This window comes from Rhodococcus sp. MH15, assembly GCF_019266045.1.
In the GTDB taxonomy this organism is placed as follows: Bacteria; Actinomycetota; Actinomycetes; order Mycobacteriales; family Mycobacteriaceae; genus Rhodococcus_F; species Rhodococcus_F qingshengii.
In genome coordinates this window covers 194393-219861 of record NZ_LPNP01000080.1, presented here as the reverse complement: position 1 = coordinate 219861, position 25469 = coordinate 194393, and the positions used below count along the sequence as shown (strand labels likewise).

Sequence of the window (25469 nt, the reverse complement as noted above, 5' to 3'; positions counted from 1 at the left end):
GGTGTACCCGGTGTTCAGGTCCTCGAAGCAGACCGGTCAGTGCTGTTCGAGGCTGAGCTGATCCGCCCAAGCCGACACGTCCCCGCGTTCCAGAGCCACCGCCAGCAGTTCCGGAAACTTGTCCGGCGTGCACGCAAACGCGGGAATCCCGAGGGCACTCAGCGACGCTGCATTGTCGTGATCGAACGACGGTGCCCCGTCGTCCGAGAGTGCCAGTAGAACCACGACTTGAACGCCGGAGTTCTTCATGGCGGCCATGCGGCGCAACATCTCGTTGCGAATACCGCCCTCGTAGAGGTCCGAGATCAGAACGAACATCGACTCGGCAGGACGCGAGATCAGTGACTGGCTGTACGCGATTGCGCGGTTGATGTCCGTGCCCCCACCAAGTTGGGTCCCGAAAAGGACGTCGACTGGGTCGGACAGTTTGTCCGTCAGGTCGACGACGGCAGTGTCGAAAACCACGAGCGAAGTCTTCAGCGCCTGCATCGACGCCAACACCGCGCCGAACACGGATGCGTAGACGACGCTGGACGCCATCGAACCCGATTGGTCGATCGCCAGGACTACGTCGCGCTGCACGGATTTCGACTTGCGGCCGTATCCTACGAGCCGCTCGGGGACGACGGTTCGATACTCCGGAAGGTAGTGCGACAGATTTGCTCGGATGGTTCGGTCCCAGTCGATGTCACGCAACTTCGGATTCGACGTTCTGGCCGAACGATTGAGAGCCCCGGTCACCGCGGCCTTCGTTTTTTGCGCGATTCGCTCTTCGACTTCCCGAACCACCTTGCCGACGACCATTCGAGCAGTTGCCTTGCTGGCCTCCGGCATGACCTGGTTGAGGCTCAGCAGCGTCCCGACCAAATGCACATCGGGCTCGACGGCATCGAGCAGTTCCGGTTCGAGCAGCAACTGCGCCAAACCCAGTCGGTCGATCGCGTCCTTCTGCATCACCTGCACCACCGTGCTGGGAAAGTACGTCCGGATATCGCCGAGCCATCTGGCGACGGACGGAGCCGACGCCCCCAATCCGGCTGAGCGGCGTCGCCCCTTGGTCGGGCCGGACGAATCGTAGAGTGCGGCAAGAGCTGCATCCATTCGACGCTCGCCCGGCTGGCCCAGCCCACCCGTCGATTCTTCGGCGGATTCCCCGAGCATCAGTCTCCAGCGTCGAAGGCGCTGATCGTCGTCGCTCATGCGCCCACCCCCAAGATGTCCGCAACGACCGCCATTGCCGCTCTGCCGCGTCGAGCATCGGTCTCCACTGTAGTTTCGACGCGTCGGCCGCCTCTGACCGCCTGACCGATCGCTCGACGCTCCCCCGCCTCGAACGCTCCGAACGTACGTCGAAGCAGTGGAAGCGTGTCGATGAAGTCCTGCTCACGAAGTTGGCGAACCCACGTGTCGATCAGCGTGAGCAACGCTCGATCGTGAACGAGCACAAGCCCTCCTCCACCGAGAAACCCGTCGACCCACCCGGCTTTGGCGGTCGGCGTGCTTCCCACGGACAGGGCCCGAGACAAGCGCTGGGCTGCAGCGGTTTCCGTGATCGAACCGCTGTCGCGCAGTAGCCGCACCATCCGGCCGACGAGTAATCCGTTGACGTCGTCACGGTCGATCACGCCGGCCATGGCCTGCAGCCACCGTGCGCTCGCATCGCGATCGTCTCGAACCATGACTGCCGAGTGAACCTTGTCGAGGTGTTCGCGAAACTCCTCGGCACTGGGATCGTCCAGGCCCGTGACGGCGACTGCGAGGCCGGTGCAAATGCGGATCAACAGGCTGTCGGCGACGTCGACCAATGCCGACACGTCGGTTCCGCGCACATCGCCGTACCGCAGCGTTCGCGTCAGCGTGGGCAGCGCCGCCATCAGGTGCGACACGTCATGATCCAGTGCCGCAACCGTTTTCACACTTTCCAGCACAGCGGACAACGCTGCCGGCAGGTTCGCCAGGAGCGAGTTCTCCAGTAGTCCGATCAGTGACGCGAGGGAGATGTCCGGCTCGTTGATCTTCGAGACGACACGTGATGTTGCCGCTGCAGCCACCGTCGTGCCCCACAGCGACGCCTCGATCACCGAGACCGAGAATTCGGGCTTCCATTGCAGCGCCCAAGTCTCCCGGAACGTTCCGGTGGAACGGACCTCACTGTCGGCCGGGGTTCCCCAATCGATCTCGAGGATCCCCAGTCGGTGCAGGAACTGGGAACGCTCGACGTCGATATCGCGTCGCAGGTCCAGATCGAGAGTCTTTGCTCCCGCTTGTTGTTTGAGCCGCAAGGTCTTCGAGCGTGCGCGCAGGTCTGCTTCGAGTGGGACTGTCGGAGTTTCCTCGGGCACCGCGCCCAGCGCTTCGCCCACAACCAATCTTCGCGTGATCAGATCCAGAAGAACGTCGTTCCCGTCGCACATCACCGACCTCGTTGCCTCGGTGACCTCCGACAATCCCGCCAAGGGTCGAGAACGCAGTGCCGCCAACGTATCTGCCAAACGGACAGCTTCGATGACGTGAGCACTCGAGATCGGAAGGTCCTCGTCCCTGAGCACCCGCGCAACTTTGGTGAGCCACCGCGTGATCGTCTTGTCGTTCGCGGTGAACAGGTGGTGATACCAACCCGGCGAGGTGATTCCGGCGCCGTAACCCGATGCCGACGCCAGGCGTGAGTGAGTCCAGGGAACCCATGTCAGCGAGGTCTTGACCTTGGACATTCCTTTGAGGATGCGAGCATCGGGTGCCGCCGGCCCCAAGGCTCCGACCAACGCCGGCGCGTGCCAGGCTCCGCAGACGACCGCTACCCGCTCAGCGCCATCTTTCAACGTCTTTCGCAGCACCTGACGCATATACGCTTCGCGATGCGCCGTCTCCTCGTCGATCGGCACTGTCTCACGCAGCGCCTCCATCGCCTCGGTGATCGCATCGAAAGAATCTGCGCCCGAGCTCGATTCGATCACCGAATCCCACCAGCGCTCGGTGTCGTCGAAACCCGCGGCCGCGGCCAGTTCCGACAGAGGATCGCCCTCGCGGACAGTACGAATCCCCTGATCCGCCAACACGTTGAAGGCGGGCAGATCGCAGAACCGTGCCTGCACACCGTTCTTCGCAGCCCACTGCAGCGCTTGCCATTCGGGTGAGAACACCGCAAACGGCCAGAATGCCGCGTTCGACGGTTCGCCAGTGGCGTACGCGAGCAACGCAATCGGCGGTTTCATCGATTCCGACGCCGCCAGCATCACCAACGGGTCTGCGTCCGAAGGCCCTTCTATCAGGACGACGTCAGGCGAGAACTCTTCCAGGCCCTGCCGAACCGAACGAGCAGATTCCGGGCCGTGGTGACGGATACCGAAGACCCGGACACGCAGGTCCGGAATCACGATGGTCACCCGGTGACCTCGCGGCACGCCCGGTAGAAGTCGGACCACTCGCCGCGTTCACGCACTACTGCCTCGAGGTACTCGTTCCACACCACCTTGTCTGCGACCGGGTCCTTGATCACCGAGCCCAGGATTCCGGCAGCGACGTCGGATGCCCGCAGTACGCCGTCCCCGAAATGCGCAGACAACGCCAAACCGTTGGTGACCACCGAGATCGCCTCCGCCGTCGACAGAGTTCCGGACGGGGACTTCAACTTGGTGCGGCCGTCGGTGGTCGTGCCTGATCGCAGTTCCCGGAACACGGTGACGACCCGGCGAATTTCCTCGGCTGCTGCGGGGGTTGTCGGCAATTCCAGTGCTGCGCCCAGCTGTTCGACTCGACGTGCCACGATGGCCACCTCGTCTTCCTCGCTGGCCGGCAAAGGGAGGACTACGGTATTGAACCGTCGACGCAGTGCGGACGACAGGTCGTTGACACCGCGATCGCGATCGTTGGCGGTAGCGATCAGGTTGAAGCCCTTGGCTGCCTGCACCTCGATGCCCAGCTCCGGCACCGGCAACGTCTTCTCGGAGAGAATGGTGATGAGGGCGTCCTGCACGTCGGCCGGGATACGCGTCAACTCTTCAACGCGGGCGATCTTCCCGGTTTCCATCGCCGTCATCACGGGAGAAGGCACCAGCGCACCGGCGGTCGGCCCCTCGGAGAGAAGACGTGCGTAGTTCCAGCCGTAGCGGATAGCTTCCTCGGGCGTACCCGACGTGCCTTGAACCAGGAGCGTCGACGCACCCGAGATTGCGGCCGAAAGGTGTTCGGAGACCCAGGTCTTGGCCGTACCGGGAACCCCCAACAGCAGTAGCGCCCGGTCGGTGGCAAGAGTTGCGACGGCCACTTCCATCAACCGCCGTGGACCGACGTACTTCGGCGAAATGACGGTTCCGTCGTCGAGAGTGCCACCCAACAGATACGTCACGACGGCCCAGGGCGACAAGTTCCACGACGGTGGACGCGGACGGGTGTCCTGCGCGGCCAGTGCTTCGAGTTCGAGCGCGTACTCCTGCTCTGCGTGGGGCCGCATCAGCTTTGCCGGTTGCGCGAGCTTTTCCGGTTCCGTGGTGGGCACGGTTACGCTGTCAGTCACTTGAGCTCCTCGAGCAGAGTCTTGCGGTGGGTGATGGCACTGGCAGTTCTGGCGAAGGTCTGCCGCCAGTCCGGGTCACGTGCACGTTCCGCAGCACGCTCCAGCAAAGTTACTGCGCTGTAAGGAAATCGAGTCTCGGCCAGGCGCAGCGATGCGACGTACTTGTAGCGTGAGAATTCGCCGGCCTTGGCGCCTCCGTCGGCACGTCTGGCCGCAACTCGTTCCCACTGGGCCACCACTGCCCGGGTGATGTCCTCGGGCCATGGACCTCGCAGAGCGTCGTAGATCGCTGCCCGGCCCGGGTGCAGAACATTGGCGTCGCCGTTTCCGGACCTCAACAGATCAGCCAGCGCCTTGGCCGGCACCAACGGGAGCACGCGTCGATCGGTGGCGGTGCCGCGCATACGAAAGAGTTCCAGCGCCCATTCCGTATTGTTCTGCGCGACTGCGGCGGTGGACCACGCGTCGTGAAGGATCGGCTCCCAGCTTTCGTCAACGCTCATCCCCAAGACCTTGCCTGGTCCACCGATCATGTTGTTCCACAGAGACAACGGCGCAGAACTGATCGCCTGACGCACATACTCGGCACGATAGTCGGTGTGTGGATTCGGCCGGTCTTCGATGCCGTCTCGCCTCGCCGCTGAATCGACTTCCTCAGGCGGGACGATGACGAGCGTGGACCGAACGAGTTTCCTTTCCACCCGCACCCATTTCCGAACCCGAGCAGCCATTCTCTCCCCGAACTCCGATTCGGGGAGTTGTCCGAGTACTTCCACTGCCGCGCGTCGCACGTCCTTGCGACGGTCGTCGAGGGCTTCCTCCAACAATGGTTGATCATCCGCACTCAGTCCGTTTGCCAGCGCCGCGACGAAGGCAGCCTTCTGTTCGCCCCGCTCGGTGCCCCAGGACTTTCGGAGTTCGGCCAGCGCCAGCGCGGGATCTGTTCGACGAGTGTCTATCAGCCACTGTGTGCGCTGCGACGAACTTCCGTGACGCCACACGTCCGGGTTGGCATCCCTGGTTCGGACGAGTTTGCTCCACTCGGGGTTTTGCGCGGCAAGCCATCGACCACGCTCGCCGACAATCTGCAGGATGCTCTCCCGGTGAGCTTCACTTGCACGTGCAAAGGAAAGCAACTCGGCGACCAGATGATCAGGCGCACGGTAATTGTGCTCCAACGCGACTGCGAACCATTCGTCGAGCAAGGTCGCCTTGGCCGCGAGCATCGACAGCAGATGCGCCGATGAGGATTCCGGCAGCGTGAATCGAACATCGTCTGGCGCAGGTGTCGGCACCGCCGCCGTGGTGGAGCCCGCACCACCACGGCGGTACGCCCTCTCCAACGCTACTCCTGCGAGAAGCATCTCGGCAGGATCGCCGTCGAGTTCGCGAGCGTAGCCACGCACTTCAGTCGGCAGCTCCTCGAATGTTGTTGCTGTTCTGGCTGTCCCAAGGAGCGCCGCTGAGATCAATGTACTCACAGCACGATCACCTGCCCTCCCGTGAAAACCGAGATCGGAGTAAGAGCCAGCGCGTTCCACGTTCCGCAGACTGTGACCGGGTAACCGCCGGAAATGCCGAGCAACTTCCACAGAAGATCCGAATCACCCTCTGCCCGAAGCGCTGTGCCCGATTCGTCGACGACAAACCATGATCCGTCGACGAACGACGGGACCACCGAACTGATCACTGCCGGCCACGAGCGCAACCATGGATCCGCGGCGAGGGCATCGGTAAACTGCTGCAACGCAGTGTCGATGCTTCCGAACGGCATGATTGTGAAGGGCTCCGGTTCTCCGTGCGTGACCCCTATCCGCGCCCGCAATGCCGCGGCACCGGGATAGAAATGAACATCGGCGTTGAGCAGAAACCCGACTGGCGGCGTTTCGGTGGCAAAATTGGGTGACCCGTGGGAGAAGTCGAGCAGCATGGCCCACCGCTTTGAATTCCTGCCGAGCATCCACACCGTTCGGGTGAACAGTCGCTTCTCCTCGGTGATCCCGGAACCGAGAATCATCCAGTTCTCTTTCACCGGAATCGATTCCATCACACTCTCGGTTGAGACCGGATAGCCGACGTGTGCTTTCACCGAATGGGCAAGATCTTCCGGCAACTCGGACAGCTTCTGATGCGCAGCAACCAGCAGGTGCAACCGAGCCAACTCGTCGAGGACTTTCTCGGGCCAGTTCTCGGTAGACGCAACGGTGCCCGCCAAGGCTCGAAGTGTGCCTGCGACACCAGGCGCCTGAGCATCCACCATTCGAGCAGCTACTGCGTCGAAGCCCGCCCAGGATGTGTCCATCGCTGCCAGACCACTGCGAATCTGATCGGTGATCCACAGGTCCAATTCGACGAGACCGCTCGCAACGCGGTCGGCGCGCTTCAGCGCTGTCGCCGGGTCGGGAGCCCTCTTGGGAGCCTCGTCGCCGGTCTCAGCCCTTTCGCCGCGGGTCTCGGCCTTCTCCTCGCGGCGCAACAACCACTCTGCCGCGAAGTCGGCGGGCTCGTCCGCCGACGGCACACGCCCTTCCGACCATTCCACCAACAGCCCCAGAGCATGTTTGCACGGAAACTTTCGACTGGGGCACGAGCACTTGTATGCAGGGCCCCGCAGGTCGACCACTGCTTGATACGGCTTCGAGCCGCTGCCCTGACACAGCCCCCAGAGCGCGAGACCCCTGTTGCCGGCATGGCTCCACGAACCAGCCAACTTGCGCGCAGCGGCCAGCGATGCGGCGTCCGGAGCTACCGACGCCACCTGCCCAGCTGTCCACGGCGAAGTCACTCGACCACAGTATGACAACCCGCTGACATCACAGAGTCAGGCCGATTCGTTGGTGAATAACCTCTTGACTCGAACACATATTCGAATATGATTTGGGGAGGGGATCGGGGGATTCAATGAGTGTCTTGTTGTCGGATGTGGTGTCTGGTTCTGCGGTGGGGTTACGCGGACGCCTGTGGCAGTTGTCTGCTGCCGAGTTGCGTACCGCTGCTGTCGAGGCGAGTGCGGAGATTCTGCGTCTCGAGGCTGTGCGGGTGGCGGTGGTGGACGAGTTGTCGTTGCGTCCCGATGATCAGGTGATTGCGAGCCGCGGAGTGGGGTCCTGGTTGGCGGCCAACACGATGCTGCAGGTTCGGGACGGGAAGAAGATCGCCGCGTTGGGTGCGGCTTTGCGGCCGTTTCCGGCGGTGGCGGCTCGGTTCGATGGCGGGGATTGCTCCTTCGATCATGCCGTGTTGATCGTGGCGTTCTGTGAATCACCACCGAAGGGGATGCCGGAGGAGGCGCTCCCGAAGTGCATCGATTTGTTGCTCGCTGCTGCGTCGGGTGTGGAGGCGACGACGACGAAGGTGCGGAACGTGATCGCGACCTTGGAGCGGTTGTTCGAATCCGATGAGATCCCGCCCGCCGAAGATGTCGACCGGAACGAGTTGCGGATCGCCTCGACATTGAACGGTCGGGTGGTGGTGCGCGGCGATTTCGACGCCCTCACCGGCGAAATGCTGCTCTCCGCGTTGTCGAATCTGACGATGCCCACCCCGGCACCGGACGGAACCCCCGACGCCCGGTCGGCAGCGAAGCGGACCGCGGACGGGTTCACCGAACTGATCCGCCGGTACCTCGACTGCGCCAAAACCGGCAAAGACGGTGGCCAACGTCCGCACGTGAACGTGCACATCAATGCCCATGATCTCGCTGAGCATCGAGACTGCGCCGCCACACCCTCCACTGCTGATGGTGAAGAGTCTCTGTCGGATCTTGATGTCGGGCACATGCCCTGGCTCGGACCACTGTCCGTGTCACAGACCAGACTCCTCGGGTGCGACTGCTTCCTCTCCACCGTCCTGCTCGACGATCACGGCGCGCCCTTGGATGCGCAACCAGGGAAGAGGTTGGTCACCGCCGAACAACGCGTCGCCCTCATCGCCCGAGACAAAGGCTGCGCCTTCCCGGGCTGCACATGCGTGCCCGCCTGGACGGATGCGCACCATATCCGGCACTGGGCAAACGGCGGCCCGACGGTGATGAACAACCTGGTGCTGCTGTGCCGTTCACATCACCGACTGATGCACCGCAAATCCGGGTTCGTCGGCAAATGGGAAATCCGAATCGGCGCCGACAACAAACCCTGGTTCGTCCCGCCGCCCTCGATCGACCCCGGACAGCAACCCAGGCCGGCGAACACCACCTTCAAAACCTGAGGGGTCAAACATTTTTGGCGACAACAGAACACGGCCAGGCTCCGCATCGGACATCAAAACCCGATACGGAGCCCACAGGCCGTGTCGCATCCACGACTCACGACGATTTGGCCGGGCGCAAGACCGATCTGCCCAACAACTCACAAACCTGCAGGGCCAGAGCAAGATCCAACTTGTCTCGGCCGGCAGCAACTGGATCGCCGAGCGCCTTGTTGATGCGATACTTCACCGTATTCCGGTGCAGATTCATGTGATTGGCAGTGTGCAGATGACTTTCACCATGTGCAAAGTACACACTCAACGTCGTCCGCAAGGATGCAGCAGAGGGCGTATCTTCCGCCAACGGGCCAAGCACCTCCCAGACCCATGACTTCGTCGAATCGATGTTCTCGGAGAGAAGTGAAACCACAGCGACGCCGCGGTCTCCGAAGCTCACCACAGGTCGCTGCGGTGTATCCGGGACGGCAGCAACCGAATAGGCGGCGGTTGCCTGTTCGTGGGACCGTTTGAAACCGTCGACCCCTGACCCCGGCAGTCCGATTGCCACCCGCGCCCCGCCGTCCAACGGCACTGCCGCCGCGAGAAACTCCGGATCCGGCGCAGGCACCCGGCGACCGAACGGCAGCCACGCCCACACCGTGCGTCGATCGATGGCGGTGATGATCGGCGGCTTGTCCGCTCCCGCCGCTGCGCCGAGATCACGTACGAGTCGGTCCAGCGTATTGATGCCCATGACGTCGGCATCCCACGTCGACCAGACCACCAGGGCGACGTGGTTCTGACCGAGGCGGTACCCGGTCTCCGCTTCGAAAGCAGCGGTATCTGCGTTGGCGCCGGACAGGAGGGCGTGGATTGCGGCCGAATGGAGGTTTCCCTGCGCTGCCATCCATCGACTGCGTTCCCGCTCGTACGCGTCGAAGACGTAGAGCGTGATCCAGTCGATGTAGCTGTAGACCACGTCCGAAGTATGTTTCAGGACAGCCAAAGTGAGTCGCGCCGGAATATCCAGTGTGCTGATCTCGTCGTGGCAGATCCGCATCAGATCGCCTTGGCCCATGTGATAGGCCCGGACAAGGGAGTTGGACGGGACATCCCGCTGCGCCAGACGCAGAGCGTATTCCACTGCAGCAGTGGTGGGTTGGAGATGATCGATCGGAATGTCGTTGGCCAATACGTGGATGATCGTCGTGATGTTTCCCTGCACGCTGGCCTCGAGCATTTCGAGCAATTTGGCGTCTGCATCCAATTGGTCGATTTCGTGAGCCATCATGAAGGCCATCTCACGCGCGATGTCGGCGCTGCGCTCGTCGAGTCGTCGTGCCAACTCGGCAACCACCGCAAGCACTTCCGGCTCCGCGGCTGCAGGCACTCGGGCGAGGCGCCGCATCGCACCGGCGCCTCGCTCCTTGTGCGATGGACTACTCACAGAACTTCCGCACCCTTTCGTCGCAGGTACTTCAGAGCCGATTCGGCTGCGTTGTACCCGCACATTCCATGTGCTCCGGCACCCGGCGGGGTCGAGGCCGAGCACAGGTAAGTGCCCGCGATCCCCGTGCTGTACGGATCGACTGCGACGCGCGGACGCAAGACAACCTGCAGTTCGGTGTTGGCACCTCCGATGATGTCGCCGCCTACCTGATTCGGATTGTCTTGTGCCAGGTCAGCTGTACCACTGCTCGATGTCGCGACGATCTGATCCCGGAATCCTGGCGCAAACCTCTCGATCTGACGGATGATCGCCTCCGTAGCGTCGCCGGCGTAACCGTGAGGCACGTGCGCATAGGCATACAGCGGATGAACGTTCCCGGCAGATCGGGTGGGATCAGCCAGGTATTGCTGACCTAGGAGCACGAACGGCCGGTCCGGCATACGGCCTGAATTCGTCTCACGCTCAGCGGCCACGATTTCGTCGAAACCACCTGCCAGATGCACAGTTCCGGCCCGACCACAGTCCGGATTGGTCCACGGCACATGACCTTCGATCGCAAAATCGACCTTGAATGCTCCGGGAGCCTGCTTGAACTTTCGATAGGCCCTCGCCACTCGACCAGGGAGTCGATCGCCCAGAATTTCGAGCGCACCCCCCGGATTGACATCCAGCAGAACAACATCGGCGTCCGGAATCTCGGAGGCCGTACGAACCCGAACGCCGGTGTCGATCTTGCCGCCGTGATCGAGGAGCATCGCAGCCATCGCGTCGGTGATCGACCGCGAACCTCCCTCGGCAACCGGCCAACCGTAGCGGTGACCAGCAGCAGTGATCATCAGTCCCACCGCCGAGGTGGCCGGACGGTTGAGTGGATAGAAGGCGTGTGCGGCAACCCCACCGAACAGCGCCTTCCCCTTGTCCGTCTTCCACAGTTTGGCGGTCACCGTTGCCGGAAGCAGCGCTCGCGGACCGAAAGCTGCGAGCCGCAGCGGATGGTGCGGAACATTGACGATCGGGCGCATCAGATCGGACGCCAGCGCATCGAACCCAGTCGACAAGTCACCGAACATGCGTTGCCATCGAGGCCCGTCAGCGCCGAGTCCCGCAGCCGTCTGCTCCAGCGAGCGGTACAGAACCCCGGCGTCCCCGTTGTCGAGCGGATGCGCGCAGTCCACCTCTGCCCATCTCCAGATCAGCCCGTATCGCTCGAGGTCCAGCTTGGACAGGTACGGCGAGCCGATACCCATCGGGTGAAACGCCGAGCAGTGATCATGGATCAACCCCGGCACGTCGATCGGACCGGAGCGGGTGCCTCCGCCGATCTGGTCGGCAGCCTCGAGCACCTGCACGTCCACACCGCTACGTGCGAGGTGTACCGCGGCAGCGAGCCCATTGGGCCCGCTGCCGACGACTACGGCCTTTGTCACTTACTCACCTCTTGCTCGCTACCGCTGACCCTCGTACGCATCTTCGGTTCGGAGACAACCTGCGGATCCGTTGCCGCGCGGTCGGCCCGTACGTCCAGTGTCCACTGAACGTCGAACGGAATGGGCCCGTTCGGCAACCACGGCTGTTCGGCGACTGCGTCGGCGACCTTGAAAGTACCTCGTTCGATGACACCGAGAGCGGCATCGATCACCTGGTACTCCTGCGTTCCCTTGTGGATGGGCTGCGATTCGATCCAGGTCACCAGGAACTCACCGGGTGCGAAATTGCAGCGACGCTGAATGGCTGCGATCAACTTCGCGTCGTGCAGGTGCCCGTCACCGAAGTTGAAGGCGACGATGGAGTTGCACATGAACTCTGCTTCCCGCAGTGAGTACGTGTTGATGTCGTCGCCGAGGTGCCTGATCATCAGAGAGAACAGCGCACGCCCCTGGCTGTGCATGGAACGCCAGCCCAACAGCTGATGCAGAACGACATCGGACACATCTTCGGGGTACATCGTCATCAACTGATTGCGCGTATCCGGCGACGGACGCTTGATGAACTGGTCGATCTTGGCTTCAGCGCCCGGCGCGAATGCCCACGTCGCGGATGCCCAGTTGCCGGCGTACTGACGCATCGACGGCAGGAAGGACACCAGATCGGGTCGAAGGTTTCCGAGAATGGGGAAGAAGGCAAGGGCTGCAACAATTCCCGCGGTAATCCACGGTGAGGACATGGCGCCGAGTCCGTAGCCGTCCCATGCCGGGAATCCCAGGAACAGGAAGACCGAGGCGTAGGCGAACAGAAGATTCCATTCGAGTGGGACGGCAAGCGGGAAGGTCGACGCGATGAACAGATGGAATCCGACCATGAGGATCACGGCGAGGATCGTGAGGGTCTTGTTCGTCGAGAACAGCAGTATCAACGGGGTGACGATTTCGACCATCGTTCCGGCCACGTGTGCGACGCCGCCGCCCAGGTGTGAAGGCCGCAGATCCTCCGGGAAATTCCGGTAGTGGGCGCGCTTGATCTTCTTCGACGGGATCCACGGGGTATTGCTGAGCATCGGAGGAACCACCAGCGAGAAATGGCGACCGAACTTCGAGACACCGGCACCGATCCACACCATGACGATCAGCAGTTTGAGCGCCAGGATCATGTCGACGAACGGCAGGAATGTGAAGAAGAAGATCGCCGGCAGGTACTGCTCACTACGGGCAGCGATGAAGGGCACCTTGTCCCGCAACCCGAGAATCACCATGAGTACCAGGAAGGAGTACAAGACCGTTGGGCGCACCAGTCCGGCATTGTCAGCGATTGCCGAATCGATTCCTGTGGTGTGAACACCGGGGAGAACAGCGGCAACAAGGAGATTGGCGACTGCGGCGGCATAGATGAAGACGTCGAACACCGTGCGGGTGTCACCCGAGGTGAGCGGCACTTTGCCCGGCCACGGTGGCAGACGAATCGTGCCGGGGCGGAGCCAGTAGAGAACTCCACCGGTCATCGGCTTGAAGTGGCCGGCGAGCGGTCCCCAGGATCCTGCCAAGCCCAGCATCTCGAGCATCATCGTCCAGATGATGAGTTTCTGGTAGACGATCGGCTGGTTCCACCACGATCCGATGTCGAACCACGAGAGGCCGGAAGTCAAAGTGGCAACGGCTGTTCCAGCTGCCAGGTAAAGGAACAACAGTTTCATGATGTAGACGGTGTGGACCATCTTCGGCGTACCGAAGCCGTAATCCACCCAGTGCGTGGACATGTCACGCAGACGCTCGAGAAACGGCTTGTCCATGAACGTTGCCGGATCGACGGGAGGGAAGTTTCCTTCTTTGAATCCCATGATGTGCTCCTGAAATACGGAATGTGGGCATGACGGATCGACTCGACGGACGTCGTCGAGCTGTGCTGGTATTACGGGGAAGTGACTAGTGAGCGGGAGTTGCGCTCAAAGCTCGTCTCATTCCAGGTTTGTCGATCTTGCCCACCGGGTTTCGGGGAAGCGCATCGACGACGTAGATCGCCACTGGCACCTTTACTCGGGTGAGCAAGGCCGTGACATGTTCGAGCAGTTCGTCTTCGGTGACGGGTGCATCGGGGTAGGCAACGACATAGGCAACTGGCACCTCTCCGTAGACCTGGTGCGGAGCGCCGATGACGGCTGCCTCGAGCACGGAAGGATGTGTAGCGAGCGAATTTTCGATCTCCTTGGGGTAGATGTTCTCTCCCCCACGGATGATCATGTCCTTGATGCGATCGACCAGGGTCAGGTAGCCGTCCTCGTCGAGGACTCCGACGTCACCGGTATGCAACCAACCATCCTTGACGGTCTTCGCAGTTTCCTCCGGCTTACCCAGATAGCCACGCATCACGTTGCCACCCTTGATGACCACCTCTCCGGCAGTCCCGGCGGGCGCAAAGGTTCCGTCCTCGGCAAGAATGGAAATCTGCTGGCCGGGCAACGCCGGGCCGACCGTACCGAGTTTGCGCACGCCGTCCACAGGATTGCAGGCCGACGCACAGGTCCCCTCGGTGAGTCCGTAACCTTCCACGATCACGAAACCGAAACGCTGCTCAGCGCGTTCGAGGAGTTCCTTGCTGATCGGCGCCGCACCGCACACGGCAAACCTCAAGGACGACGTGTCGATCGAAGGGTCTTCCGGCTGTGAGGTCAGCATCGCGTAGATTGCCGGCACCGCCGAGAAATACGTGGGGCGAAGCCGCGCGACGTCGTCGAAGAATCTCGAAACCGAGAACTTCCCGGTGACACTCACCTGTCCGCCGACAAGTAAGGGCGTCAAGACGCTGACGCAGATCGCGTTGACATGGAACAGCGGCAGAATCAGCAGGCAGTGATCCGCGCCGGTAACACCGATGTTCTTGCCCATCGACGAAGCCATGAACTGCAGGTTGGCATGAGTCAGCATCACTCCCTTGGGCCGTCCGGTGGAGCCGCTGGTGTAGATGAGCAACGCCAGATCGTCTGCTGCAACATCGATTCCGGGTCGGGGATCGGTCGGCGGCACTGTCGCCAGATCCTCGACGGCCAACACTGCGCGGCCGCCCGAGGGTGCGTCGGCAGTGGCGGTGATGACCAACTCGGCCCCGGAGTCCGCGATCTGGTAGTCCGCTTCGTTCGCGGTGAACATCGGATTGATGGGTGTAGCGGCAGCACCGATGCGCCAGGCAGCCATGATCGCGATCAGCAACTCGACGCGATTGGGCAGCATGATCGCCACCACGTCACCGAGGCCGATTCCGAGTCCAGCCAATTGCGCGGCAACAGCTTCCGTGCGATCTGCGAACTCTTCATACGTGAGTTCGACGTGGTCGTCCCGCAAGCACGGCTTCTGCCCGTACTTCTCTGCAAGATCCCAAGCCAGATATCCGATGTTCGCCACGAGAGTCAGCACCTTTCATTCGTGTGTGACTCAAAACACTATCGGCGTCCTGCGGCCGAAGAAACGGTCCCAGGGGATCAACTTGTCCAGGTTCTTTGTTCCCTGAGCACAACACCACACGTACGGTATGCATCAGTTCGACGGCTGATGCAACACCTCGTGGGCGCGTCTGGTCACCACCTCGGAGATCCGGCGCAAGACAGGTGACGACAGTTTCCACTGCTGCCAGTACAGCGGAACGTCGTCCACGAAGTCCGGATCGAATCCGATCAGCACGCCGGAGCGATCGTCGTCGCCGCGCTGCAGGTCCGGTATCAATCCCCAGCCGTATCCCCGCCTGACGGCGTCCGCGAAGTCTGCCGATGAAGGAACAAGATGACGGGGCGGATCGGCGGGGTGGCCGACCTTTTGATCGAGGTACCGATCCTGCAGCAGATCCTTGCGATTGAACACCACCAGCGGCGCCTCCGAAAGGGATTCGGCCGTGACACCGTCTGCGAACCAACGACGGCAGAACTCCGCACTCGCCATCGGCCGATACCGCATGATGCCCAACCGACTGGAGGTACACCCTTGAATCGGTGACGCAACAGACGTGACGGCAGCTATGACCGAACCGTCGCGCAGCAGTTCGGTGGTGTGGTCTTGATCGTCGAGATGAAAATCGAAACTGACTTCTTGCGTGAACTCCGCGAGGGCCCCGAGAACCCAGGTGGACAGCGAATCGGCATTGACCGCGATCGAGACACGCGCAAACATCCCTGAACCATTTTCAAGGCCGAGCTCTCGCACGGTGTCACGCGACAAAGCGTCTATCTGACGTGCAAGACGCAGGACTTCTCTCCCGGAATCGGTGACCTGGACGGGTTTGGTGCGCTGCACCAGGATCCGGCCAACCGAGGTCTCGAGACCTTTGATTCGTTGGCTGACCGCCGAAGGCGTGATGTGTAGTTTCCGCGCCGCCGCCTCGAAGGTTCCCTCGTCGACCGCGGCGTGCAATGCCCTCAGTTGCTCGAAATCCAACATAATCTGAAGCTACTCTGATGTGTCCTTAGAATCATTAGCTGGACTGAATGATATCTGCGCGGCAGGCTCGACAACATGCTCAGCACCAACGACCCTGCGTCGGCCCTCGTCGGTTTCGGGGTCGGACTGTCTTTGATCGTCGCAATCGGCGCCCAGAATGCGTTTGTTCTTCGTCAAGGCCTGACGCGATCGCACGTACTCCCGATCGTCGCAGTGTGCGCGTTGTCAGACGCAATTCTGATCCTCGCGGGCGTCAGCGGAATCGGGACCCTCCTCGAACACGCACCGTCGATGATCACGTTCGTTCGTATCGCCGGCGCCGTTTTCCTCCTCAGCTATTCGCTCTTCGCCGCCAAGCGGGCACTTCACCCCCAGACGTTGGCACCGGATCGACATGGCAACGGGTCGAGGCTTGCCGCCGTCACGATGGCATTGGCTCTCACCTGGCTCAATCCACACGTGTACCTCGACACCGTCGTGCTCATGGGTTCTATCGCCAACGGTCGCGGCGAGATCGGACGTTGGTGGTTTGCCGCCGGTGCCATCACGGCAAGTGTGGTCTGGTTCGGCGCCCTCGGTTACGGCGCACGTCTGCTGACGCCGCTTTTTGCGAAACCCAACGCCTGGCGGGTTCTCGATGCTCTGATCGCCGTGATGATGGCGGTTCTCGGAATCAGCCTGCTTGTCGAATTGTGACCAGGCTGCACAACCTCGATCCGACCCTGCGGGTAGCGCGATGGGTTACCGTCCAAGGTGAGGAAGCTCAATTCACCTGTCGCGAGTTGTGACCATCAGGTAGGGCTGATCACGATGACCGAGGACGATGGCGGCACCGAACCGCGTGACTCCAACCGCGGACTGGGTTTGCTGTGTCTACTCGCTGCGGTCGCCGGCGTCGGGGTCGGATTTGTCGGCGGCGCGTTCCGTTGGTGTCTGATCAGGGCCGACGAACTTCGTCAGGCGATCGTGAACTGGGCGCATCACGTTCCGTACGTCGGGTGGCTCGTGCCGGTCCTCCTGGTGGCCCTGTGCACCGTACTTGCCGTACTGATCGTCAGACGAGTGCCCCTCGCAAAGGGAAGCGGCATCCAGCACGTCGAGGCGGTGTCCCGCGGTGAAGCGAAACCGCCGGGAATCAATCTCGTGCCCGCCAGATTCATCGGCGGCCTCTTGGCGATCGGCTCCGGTCTGGTTCTCGGTCGTGAAGGCCCCACCGTACACATGGGTGCGGCGATCGGAGCAGAAGCGGGACGGCGAGCCCGCCTCACCGAACCCGACGTCGCCATGCTGCAAACATCCGCGGCCGGAGCAGGACTCGCTGTCGCATTCAACGCGCCGATCGCGGGAGCACTGTTCGTCTGCGAGGAGGTGACGCACTCGTTCCGGCTGCGCACCGTGCTGCCAACGCTTTTCGGTGTTTCAGTGGCGGTGGGCTGTGCACGGATCGTCATCGGTGATCAACCCGATTTCGAGGTCGGCACCGTGCCGACACCTCAACTTGCACTCTTGCCACTGTTCGTCGTCTTCGGAATCCTCACGGGGCTACTGGGTATTGCGTACAACCGCCTGATTCTAGGACTACTCGACATCGTGGCACGGCTCGACAAGATCCCACCGACTGTCATCGGCGCAACGATCGGCGCCGTCATCGGCCTGACGCTGTTCCTCGACCCGTTGGCCAGTGGGGGCGGCGACGTTCTTGCACAGATGATCGTCGGCGGAAGGACCTTCGTACTGCCGATCCTGCTGCTGTACTTGGTGGTTCGGTTCTTCACCGGCCCGCTCTCGTATGCCGCTGGAACTCCCGGCGGACTGTTCGCTCCCTTACTCGCTCTCGGCGCGCTCTGGGGGTCGATCTTCACCGGACTGTCGAGCTTCGTGCCCGGAGTGGACGCCGGGCTCACGGTCACCATGGCCACCGTCGGTATGGCGGCCTTCTTCGGCGCCGTAGTACGCGCACCGTTCACCGGCATCGTGATCGTGGTCGAAATGACCGCGGTGACGTCGACGCTGGTCCCGATGCTCGCTGCCACTGCGGCAGCGGTATTCGTCACCAGGTCGGCAGGGTCGGCACCTATCTACGACAGTCTGCGCGAACGGATGTTGGAGCCGCAACGCCCGCATACGGATTGATCCCCGCACACGGGTCATTGCAGCACGGGTGCGCTACGTGAATTTCAGAATTTGCAGATGACTTCCTCGGAGAACCTGCGTACCGCATCTTTCTTCGCTTCCAGGTCGCAGTCGAACCCGAGGCCGTACATGGCCCAAGGAATGACGATCGATTCCGTCACTCCGCTATCGGCCAGTTCCAGGGAGCCGTCGAGACCGAAGCGATCGGCGCAGACGGCCTGAATTTCGAACGGGGACTCGGCGCGCCCGTACTCGACCCGCAGGACGCCGATCCTCGCGATGAGAGCTTGCAGATCAGCGAAAGAGACTGTAGCCGAGGTCCAACCGTCACCCACTCGCGCTGCACGGCGCAATGCGGCCGCGGAATGTCCTCCGATGTAGATGGGGACGGGATCGACCGGCGCCGGGCTCATCTGCAGCCTGTCGAAGTCGAAGAACTTGCCGTGATGTTCGACCATACCGCCGCCTAGAACCAGTCGCAGTACCTCGAGCATCTCGTCGACTCGCGGGCCTCGATCCTTGGGGGAAGCGCCGCACCACTCGAATTCCTCTGGCGCCCAGCCCACACCGACCCCGAGACCGAAGCGGCCTCCTGTCAGATTCGCGACCGACCCCACCTGGCTTGCCAGCAGCAGAGGATTGCGTGAGCTGAGCTCGAGCACCTGCGGATAAAAGCGAATCTTCGACGTTCCGGGTCCCATGAAGGCCGCGGCAATCATGGGGTCTACAAATGGTGTCTTCGCGTCCCACATCCGCACACCGTCAGCGGTATACGGATACCCGGTAGCGCCCCGCTCGGGAAAGAACAGTGAGTCGGGCATCGTGATCGAAGAAAAGCCGCATTCTTCGGCCACTTTCGCAAATGCAACGAGTTGAGAGAGGGGAATCATCGCCACGGCGAGGCTGAACTTCATCGGAAGATCCCTCTGTTCAGTTGACCGGAGCGACTGAAGTGCCTCGATGAGCTCGAAGTCGGTTCGCACCGATCGGCTTGGGAGACAGTGGATCCTGAACAGTCACTTCTTGCAACGCTCAGTCATACGACAACTCCCCCGCAGTGCGGTCGAAGCATCAGCCACCCTCGGTTGGACAAGGACGTGTTCGAGGTTACAAAGCTCCCGCTACTTCGGCTCGGCGGCTTCCCGCCAGGCGGACACATACCAAGAACTTCGGGGTCCTGGTGACACCTGGCACCCCACTCCCCCTGATTTCGCACCGTGCAACCTGCGAATCGGCCTACTGATGCAAGGGAGTTCCGACGTAGTTCTCGGCGATCAGCGTTCGTCCCGCCACGGAACGCGTGACCATGTCCAACTCGGCCAACTGTCGGCGATGCCCGAAACCGCTGTCGTCTGGCAAGCGATGGAGCATCGACGACATCCACCACGAGAAGTGCTGCGTCCGCCACACACGCGGCAACACCGTTTCGGTGTACCCGTCCAGCATCTTTCGGTCGGACGAGGTGAAGAAACCGTCCATTGCCTTCGCCAGTGCGTAAACGTCGGCGATCGCGAGATTCATTCCCTTCGCGCCGGTCGGCGGCACGGTGTGCGCCGCATCCCCGGCAAGAAACAGGTTGCCGTGCTGCATCGGCTCACACACGAAGCTGCGGAACTGGAGGATCGACTTCTGAAAGATCTTGCCGTCCTTGATCTCCGCCCCCTCACCGTCGACGCGCATGTGCAGCTCGTCCCAGATTCGATCGTCGGACCAGTTGTCCACGGAGTCGTCCGGATCGACCTGAAGGTAATGACGCTGTACCTCGGGCGTCCGTGTGCTGATCAGCGCAAACCCGCGCTCATGGTTGGCATAGATCAGTTCTTCGGACGACGGCGGCGCCTCGGCCAGGATGCCGAACCACGCGAAGGGATACTGGCGGAAATGATCCGTTCGGATCGACGGTTCGGGAATCAGCTTTCGCGTTCCGGTGCGTGAACCGTCGCAACCGGCCACCAGGGCGCACTCAAGCTTCTGATCATTTCCGTCCGAGTCGACAAAAGTGATACTCGGGCGATCCGATTCGTGATCGTGTACTTGCGCGTCGGACACTCCGAATCGAATGTCCCCGCCGTCAGCGAGACGCCGCGCGATCAGATCCTTGAGCACCTCGTGTTGCGGATACACCGTGACTGCTCGCCCGTCGGTCAGTTCGTCGAACGCGATTCGGTGCCCTCGTCCACCGAATCGCAACTCGATTCCGTGATGTTCGAGGCCCTCCCGCTTCAGTCGATCACCGAGTCCGGTCTCGACCATGAGATCAACCGTGTTCTGTTCGAGCACGCCGGCACGAATGGTGCCTTCTACCTCTTCGCGGGTGCGGCATTCCAGGACAACCGAATCGATTCCCTTCAGATGCAACAGATGCGAGAGCATCAACCCGGCGGGACCACCACCGACGATTCCGACCTGGGTGCGTGAAGAAGACATACAGAGAGCTCCTGAGGTGAGTGACGATTGAGACCACCCTCGACCACGATCACTCCTCTGAACAGCTGCAATTTCACTCAGTGAAAGACCGAAACGAGCTATCGAAACCCACCGCTACCAAGCCCGCGTGATATTCCACGGGCGGCCGCGACCAACGCCGGCAGTAAAGGAGCCGGATCCTGCTCCACCGGAACAACTGTCGAGACCGCTGCCACGACACTGCCCCCGGCTTCGCGGACAGGAGCGGCGACGGCAAGGGTTCCGACGTTCAGATACTCACGACAGACCACGAATCCGGCGCGCCTGATCTCGTCGAGAGTTGCTCGCAAAATCCGCTCGGAAGTAATGGTTTTGGGAGTGAACGACTCGAGGCCGGCGCGAAGGACGTCGTCGAGAAGCTCGGTTCCGCCGTGAGCGAGGAGAATCAATCCACCGCTGGACGCGTGCAACGGCAATCTTCCGCCGGCACGGCCGACCACGGTGACGGCGCTACGCGAGGACAAGCGCTCGAGGTACAGAGCCTCGGTGCCCTCACGAACGACCAACTGCACGTTCTCTCGGGTGACCTCGTACAGGTCCTCGAGGAACGGCAACGCCACCTGCCGTAGGCCGTGAGCGCCGGGAGCAAGAGCGCCGATCTCCCACAACCGGACTCCGACCTGGTACTTGCCGTCACTCCGACGCTCGAGTGCGCCCTCAGCCACCAACTGCCCACACAGTCGGTGGACGGTGGGCAGAGGCAAGCCGCTGCGACGACTGATCTCCGACTGCGTCAACCGCGGCGATTTCGCGTCGAAGGCACCGAGCACGATAAATGCCCGGCCGATCAACGAACGCTCGCCTGATGCCATTCACACAGTGTGACTGACATCAGGCGAAACGTGTTCAGGCGGTGCGGAGCTACGCGGAGTGCGCCAACTCCGGTTCGCGTTCGGTCACCGGCGGCGTGGCCTCGATCTTCATCGGCTCCTGCGCGTAGTGGAAGTGCGGACGACGGTGACCGATGAACGAACCGAACCACGACATCACAGCGACATACCGGTTGCGGAAGCCCACCAGATACATCACGTGCACGGCCAGCCACATGAACCAGGCGATCGTGCCCTTGAACTCGACCTTGCGGACGCGACACACAGCGCTGAATCGGCTGATGATCGACATGCTGCCCTTGTCGAAGTACTTGAAAGGCGTTCCGGCCTTGACCTTTCCGTTCACAGTCTTCGCTGCATGACGGCCACCCTGCATTGCAACGGGCGACTGACCCGGCAGACCGTTCAGCGAAGTCATGTCGCCGATGGCAAAGACGTTGGCGAACCCGCCGACGGTCAAGTCCGGATTGATGAGCAGACGACCTGCACGGTCACTCTCACAACCGGTCGCCTCGCCGAGCACTGCTGCGAAGTCGTTGGCGCGAACACCGGCCGACCAGATGACGGTCTCGGCGTCGATGCGCTTCTCTTCCTTGGTCTTTGCCGAAGAGACGGTGACACCGTGCTCGTCGATGGCGGTGACCATAGTGTTGAGAACAACCTCAACACCCGACTTCTCGAGCGAGGCCTGTGTGTACTCACTGAGCTTGCCGCCGAAGGCCGGAAGCGCAACGCCCGCGCCCTCGACCATGGTGACCGTGACCTCGTCGGCGCTGATGTTGTTGATGGACTTGGCGAAGTAGCGACGCGCCAGTTCCTTGATCTGTCCGGCGAGCTCGACGCCGGTCGCGCCTGCACCGACGACAACGAAGCTGAGCAGGTTGCGGCGAACCAGCGCGTCGTTGGTGGTGTGAGCCTCTTCGAAGCAACGCAGGATCTGCTTACGCAGGACCTCGGCATCCTCGACGGTCTTGAGCTTGTAGGTGACCTTTTCGAACTCGTCATGACCGAAGTACGCCTGGGTGGCACCGGTGGCTGCGATGAGCGAGCGGCATCCGAGAGTGTGGCGGGTGCCCGAAGCCTCGTAGACGACGGTGTTCTCTTCGGCGTTGACCTCGACGACGCGACCGAGACGCACGTCGGCGTTGGGGTACTTCTGCAGGATCGTGCGGATGGGCGGAGCAACTTCGCCTGCCGACAGAACGCCCGTCGCCACCTGGTAGAGCAGCGGCTGGAAGAGGTGCTCGGTGGTGGCGGAGATGAGGACGAACGGCGTCTTGGACTTCGCGAGGGTCTTGGCCGCGGCGAGGGCTCCGAATCCCGAACCGACGATGACTACCTGAGTCTGCTCGTGTCCAGTCGCGTCGATGTCAGCGCGACCCGCAGCTGTTCTATCCACAACAAATCTCCTCAACCAAATTGAAAGTATGACTATTACGGTATGGACTGATCATGGGTCGGGTCCAGCTAGCTGGAGTATTCGCAAGACTGTTATCTCGATTGCTCATAAGTAAGCTGTCCTCATGGACTTCCGCCAACTCAAGTACTTCCTCGTCGTGAGCGAGGAACTGAGCTTCAGTCGCGCTGCCGAGCGCTGCTTCATCTCGCAGTCGGCGATCAGCCATCAGGTCGCCCGACTGGAGAAGGAGCTTGGCGCGACACTCTTCGAACGCTCGACCCGAGCCGTTCGCCTTGCCCCGGCAGGATCGCGACTCGTGCCCATCGCGCAGCAAGTCCTCAGCCTCGAAACGATGGCCTACTCCGTCGCACGCGACCCACGAGCCCGGATCCGGATCACCGGAAACATGAGCTTCGCCGCTCAGACGCTGGACGCCATCGCACACGTGCGCGAACTTCATCCGGACCTGGACGTCGAGTTCGTCATCAAGAGTTTTGCCCACCGCATGGACGCCGTGGCCTCCGGTGACGCCGACATCGCGCTGATTCGCGGCGGCGTCGACCGCCCCGGACTCGAACCCTTGGATCTCGGCGTCGAAGATCTGCTGGTCGTAATGTCGAGCCGGCACCCCCTGGCCGGCCAGCAAAGCGTCGACCTCAATGATCTGGCCGCATACCCCCTGCTCCTGCCGCCGCGCCAAAGCCAGGTGCTCATTCACAAGGTGGTCGAGGACGCGTTCCGCGAGATAGATCGACGCGTCCAACTGGGCCCAGCAATTCCGAGCGATCACACAGCCACGCTGGACGTGATCACCAACCCGCGCGCCTGGACCCTGCTGTATTCGATCACCGCAGGCGAATCTCCACGCGCCGGCATCAGCTTCATGCGAGAATCGAACGGCCGCTTGCGAATTCCCGTCTCGGGAGTGACCCGCAGCGGCGCCACCCACTCGACCGAGTTCGCCGATCTGATCCAAGCGCTCAAGGACGCCATGAATCCGTCTTTCACTGAGTGAAAGTGCGATGGCGATCGACTCCCCTCACGGAGCAACGTGGTCCACAACCATGTGATGCGGCGCGCGGTTGCATCCCTTTACCGAGGAGCGGCCATGACGCGTTTGCTGAGCGAACCTGTGTGGGAATCGAAGATCTTCGACGGCGAATGGGTTCGCGGTAGCGCCGACGATCGTATTGTCGTCGAGCCGGCCACCGGCAAGCAGTTGACGACGGTCGGCATGGCAACACCAGACGACGTGGCAGCCGCTGCAACAAAAGCTACTGCCGCTCAGAAGGATTGGGCAGCAAGGCCGTACACCGAACGAGCCGCCGTTCTACGCCGCGCCGGTCAACTGTTCGAGCGGTACGCCGACGAAATCGGCGAATGGGTAATCCGCGAGGCCGGCAGCATTCCCGCCAAAGCCGGACTGGAAACCCACACCGCTGCCGAAGAGTGCTACAACGCAGCAGCTTTGGCCGCACACCCCATCGGCGAGGTGCTGCGCTCGGAGCAACCGCGGCTGAGCTTCTCTCGTCGCGTCCCCGTCGGCACCGTCGGCGTCATCGCACCGTTCAACTTCCCGATCATTCTGTCGATCCGTGCAGTCGCTCCCGCACTGGCACTGGGCAATTCGGTGATCCTCAAGCCTGATCCGCGCACGGCGATCTGTGGCGGTGTGGTTCTTGCCCGCATCTTCGAAGAAGCCGGTTTGCCTGCCGGAGTGTTCGGCATGCTGCCGGGTGGCGCTGACGCCGGTGAGGCAATCGTGGTTCATCCGAGCGTTCGCGTCATCGCATTCACCGGGTCGACCCGGGCAGGACGCGCTGTCGGTGAACTGGCGGGCCGCCATCTCAAACGAGCACACCTCGAACTCGGGGGAAACAACGCACTGATCGTCATGGACGACGTCGACCTCGAAAAGGCCGCATCTGTAGGCGCTTTCGGATCCTTCATGCACCAGGGGCAGATCTGCATGACCACCGGCCGCCAACTCGTCCACGAAAGTATCGCCGCCGACTACACCGCACTCCTTGCCGAACACGCCGACAAGCTTCCGGTAGGCGACCCGTTCACCGGTCAGGTCGCACTCGGACCCATCATCGACTCCGGACAACGCGACCACATCCACTCCCTGGTCACCGGAAGCATCGCGGCCGGAGCAAAACTGGCGGCCGGCGGCACCTACGAAGATCTCTTCTACCGGCCCACCGTGCTGGCCGACACCCCACTCACCGCGCCGGCATTCGCCGACGAAGTCTTCGGGCCAGTCGCACCGGTCACCTCCTTCGCCACCGTCGAACAGGCCGTCGCCATAGCCAACGATTCCGAGTACGGACTGTCACTGGGCATTCTGACCTCCGACGCCATGCGCGGGCTCGAGCTCGCCCAACAAATCCCCACCGGCCTCGTACACATCAACGATCAGACCGTCGGCGACGAAGCAGTCATCCCGTTCGGCGGTATGGCGTCTTCGGGTAACGGTGGCCGCGTCGGCGGTATCGGCGCAAACCTCGACGCCTTCACCGAAACGCAGTGGGTGACTGCGCAGAGCGCACTCCCGGTCTACCCCTTCTAGTCCGGAACACGCCGAGTTGGTCCTGAATACACCGAACTGACCCCAGGGGCTCACTGACCAGCATTG

General features: G+C 62.1%; 19 protein-coding genes. 5 read left to right on the top strand and 14 right to left on the bottom strand.

All coding sequences use genetic code 11. The features are described from left to right. Positions 1-36: 36 nt before the first annotated feature. The 5 genes from ATN37_RS23800 to ATN37_RS23775 are packed head-to-tail and all read right to left on the bottom strand — an operon-like array spanning position 37 to position 7298. A complete protein-coding gene (locus ATN37_RS23800; RefSeq protein ID WP_047269390.1) occupies positions 37-1200 on the bottom strand; it encodes a VWA domain-containing protein in 1164 nt (387 codons plus the stop codon). After that, on the bottom strand, positions 1197-3383 hold the full coding sequence (locus ATN37_RS23795) for a DUF5682 family protein (protein WP_308125232.1): 2187 nt from the start codon (positions 3381-3383) through the stop codon (positions 1197-1199). Before ATN37_RS23795 ends, ATN37_RS23800 begins: the two co-directional genes overlap by 4 nt. After that, complete coding sequence (locus tag ATN37_RS23785; protein WP_031330719.1) at positions 3380-4450, bottom strand: AAA family ATPase; 1071 nt, start codon at positions 4448-4450, stop codon at positions 3380-3382. The genes ATN37_RS23795 and ATN37_RS23785 overlap by 4 nt, the downstream gene beginning before the upstream one ends. 59 nt (positions 4451-4509) lie before the next feature. Further along, complete coding sequence (locus tag ATN37_RS23780; RefSeq protein ID WP_218695692.1) at positions 4510-5994, bottom strand: DUF5691 domain-containing protein; 1485 nt, start codon at positions 5992-5994, stop codon at positions 4510-4512. Then, positions 5991-7298: an SWIM zinc finger family protein gene (locus ATN37_RS23775; protein ID WP_308125231.1), complete on the bottom strand. Its 1308-nt coding sequence runs from the start codon at positions 7296-7298 to the stop codon at positions 5991-5993. The genes ATN37_RS23780 and ATN37_RS23775 overlap by 4 nt, the downstream gene beginning before the upstream one ends. Before the next feature lie 116 nt (positions 7299-7414). On the opposite strand from ATN37_RS23775, the gene ATN37_RS23770 reads away from it, so the two are divergent. Beyond that, complete coding sequence (locus ATN37_RS23770) at positions 7415-8719, top strand: HNH endonuclease signature motif containing protein (protein WP_218695691.1); 1305 nt, start codon at positions 7415-7417, stop codon at positions 8717-8719. A 97-nt stretch (positions 8720-8816) separates the two neighbouring features. Here the strand turns inward: ATN37_RS23770 and ATN37_RS23765 are convergent, their stop codons facing one another. The 5 genes from ATN37_RS23765 to ATN37_RS23745 form a co-directional block, all read right to left on the bottom strand. Continuing rightward, the gene (locus ATN37_RS23765) at positions 8817-10106 is read right to left on the bottom strand and encodes a CdaR family transcriptional regulator (RefSeq protein ID WP_218695989.1); all 1290 of its coding nucleotides are present in this window, start codon (positions 10104-10106) and stop codon (positions 8817-8819) included. Between the two features lie 35 nt (positions 10107-10141). Then, entirely contained in the window at positions 10142-11575 is a 1434-nt protein-coding gene (locus ATN37_RS23760; RefSeq protein ID WP_218695690.1) for an NAD(P)/FAD-dependent oxidoreductase, read from the bottom strand. Next, a complete protein-coding gene (locus ATN37_RS23755) occupies positions 11572-13419 on the bottom strand; it encodes a DUF3556 domain-containing protein (RefSeq protein WP_064075024.1) in 1848 nt (615 codons plus the stop codon). Before ATN37_RS23755 ends, ATN37_RS23760 begins: the two co-directional genes overlap by 4 nt. 85 nt (positions 13420-13504) lie before the next feature. Next, positions 13505-14977 carry a class I adenylate-forming enzyme family protein gene (locus ATN37_RS23750; RefSeq protein WP_054826947.1) on the bottom strand — a complete coding sequence of 491 codons (1473 nt, stop codon included), beginning with the start codon at positions 14975-14977 and terminating at the stop codon, positions 13505-13507. Positions 14978-15109: 132 nt separating this feature from the next. After that, positions 15110-16003: a LysR family transcriptional regulator ArgP gene (locus tag ATN37_RS23745; RefSeq protein ID WP_218695689.1), complete on the bottom strand. Its 894-nt coding sequence runs from the start codon at positions 16001-16003 to the stop codon at positions 15110-15112. A gap of 75 nt (positions 16004-16078) precedes the next feature. Between ATN37_RS23745 and ATN37_RS23740 the strand changes: the two genes are divergently transcribed. Both ATN37_RS23740 and ATN37_RS23735 read left to right on the top strand, forming a co-directional pair. Continuing rightward, on the top strand, positions 16079-16699 hold the full coding sequence (locus tag ATN37_RS23740; RefSeq protein WP_003943198.1) for a LysE/ArgO family amino acid transporter: 621 nt from the start codon (positions 16079-16081) through the stop codon (positions 16697-16699). 114 nt (positions 16700-16813) lie between these two features. Then, positions 16814-18136, top strand: a complete 1323-nt coding sequence (locus tag ATN37_RS23735; protein WP_218695688.1) for a ClC family H(+)/Cl(-) exchange transporter — start codon at positions 16814-16816, stop codon at positions 18134-18136. A gap of 44 nt (positions 18137-18180) precedes the next feature. On the opposite strand, the gene ATN37_RS23730 is transcribed toward ATN37_RS23735, so the two are convergent. The 4 genes from ATN37_RS23730 to ATN37_RS23715 form a co-directional block, all read right to left on the bottom strand. Continuing rightward, entirely contained in the window at positions 18181-19050 is an 870-nt protein-coding gene (locus ATN37_RS23730) for a TIGR03619 family F420-dependent LLM class oxidoreductase (RefSeq protein WP_218695687.1), read from the bottom strand. Positions 19051-19372: 322 nt separating this feature from the next. After that, positions 19373-20563: a 4-hydroxybenzoate 3-monooxygenase gene (locus ATN37_RS23725; protein WP_218695686.1), complete on the bottom strand. Its 1191-nt coding sequence runs from the start codon at positions 20561-20563 to the stop codon at positions 19373-19375. 98 nt (positions 20564-20661) lie between these two features. Next, complete coding sequence (locus ATN37_RS23720; RefSeq protein ID WP_003943227.1) at positions 20662-21414, bottom strand: IclR family transcriptional regulator; 753 nt, start codon at positions 21412-21414, stop codon at positions 20662-20664. A gap of 49 nt (positions 21415-21463) precedes the next feature. Then, positions 21464-22831: an NAD(P)/FAD-dependent oxidoreductase gene (locus ATN37_RS23715; RefSeq protein WP_218695685.1), complete on the bottom strand. Its 1368-nt coding sequence runs from the start codon at positions 22829-22831 to the stop codon at positions 21464-21466. A 124-nt stretch (positions 22832-22955) separates the two neighbouring features. On the opposite strand from ATN37_RS23715, the gene ATN37_RS23710 reads away from it, so the two are divergent. Beyond that, on the top strand, positions 22956-23846 hold the full coding sequence (locus ATN37_RS23710) for a LysR family transcriptional regulator (RefSeq protein WP_058038355.1): 891 nt from the start codon (positions 22956-22958) through the stop codon (positions 23844-23846). Between the two features lie 93 nt (positions 23847-23939). Then, complete coding sequence (locus ATN37_RS23705) at positions 23940-25403, top strand: benzaldehyde dehydrogenase (RefSeq protein ID WP_217018002.1); 1464 nt, start codon at positions 23940-23942, stop codon at positions 25401-25403. Positions 25404-25469 lie beyond the last annotated feature (66 nt).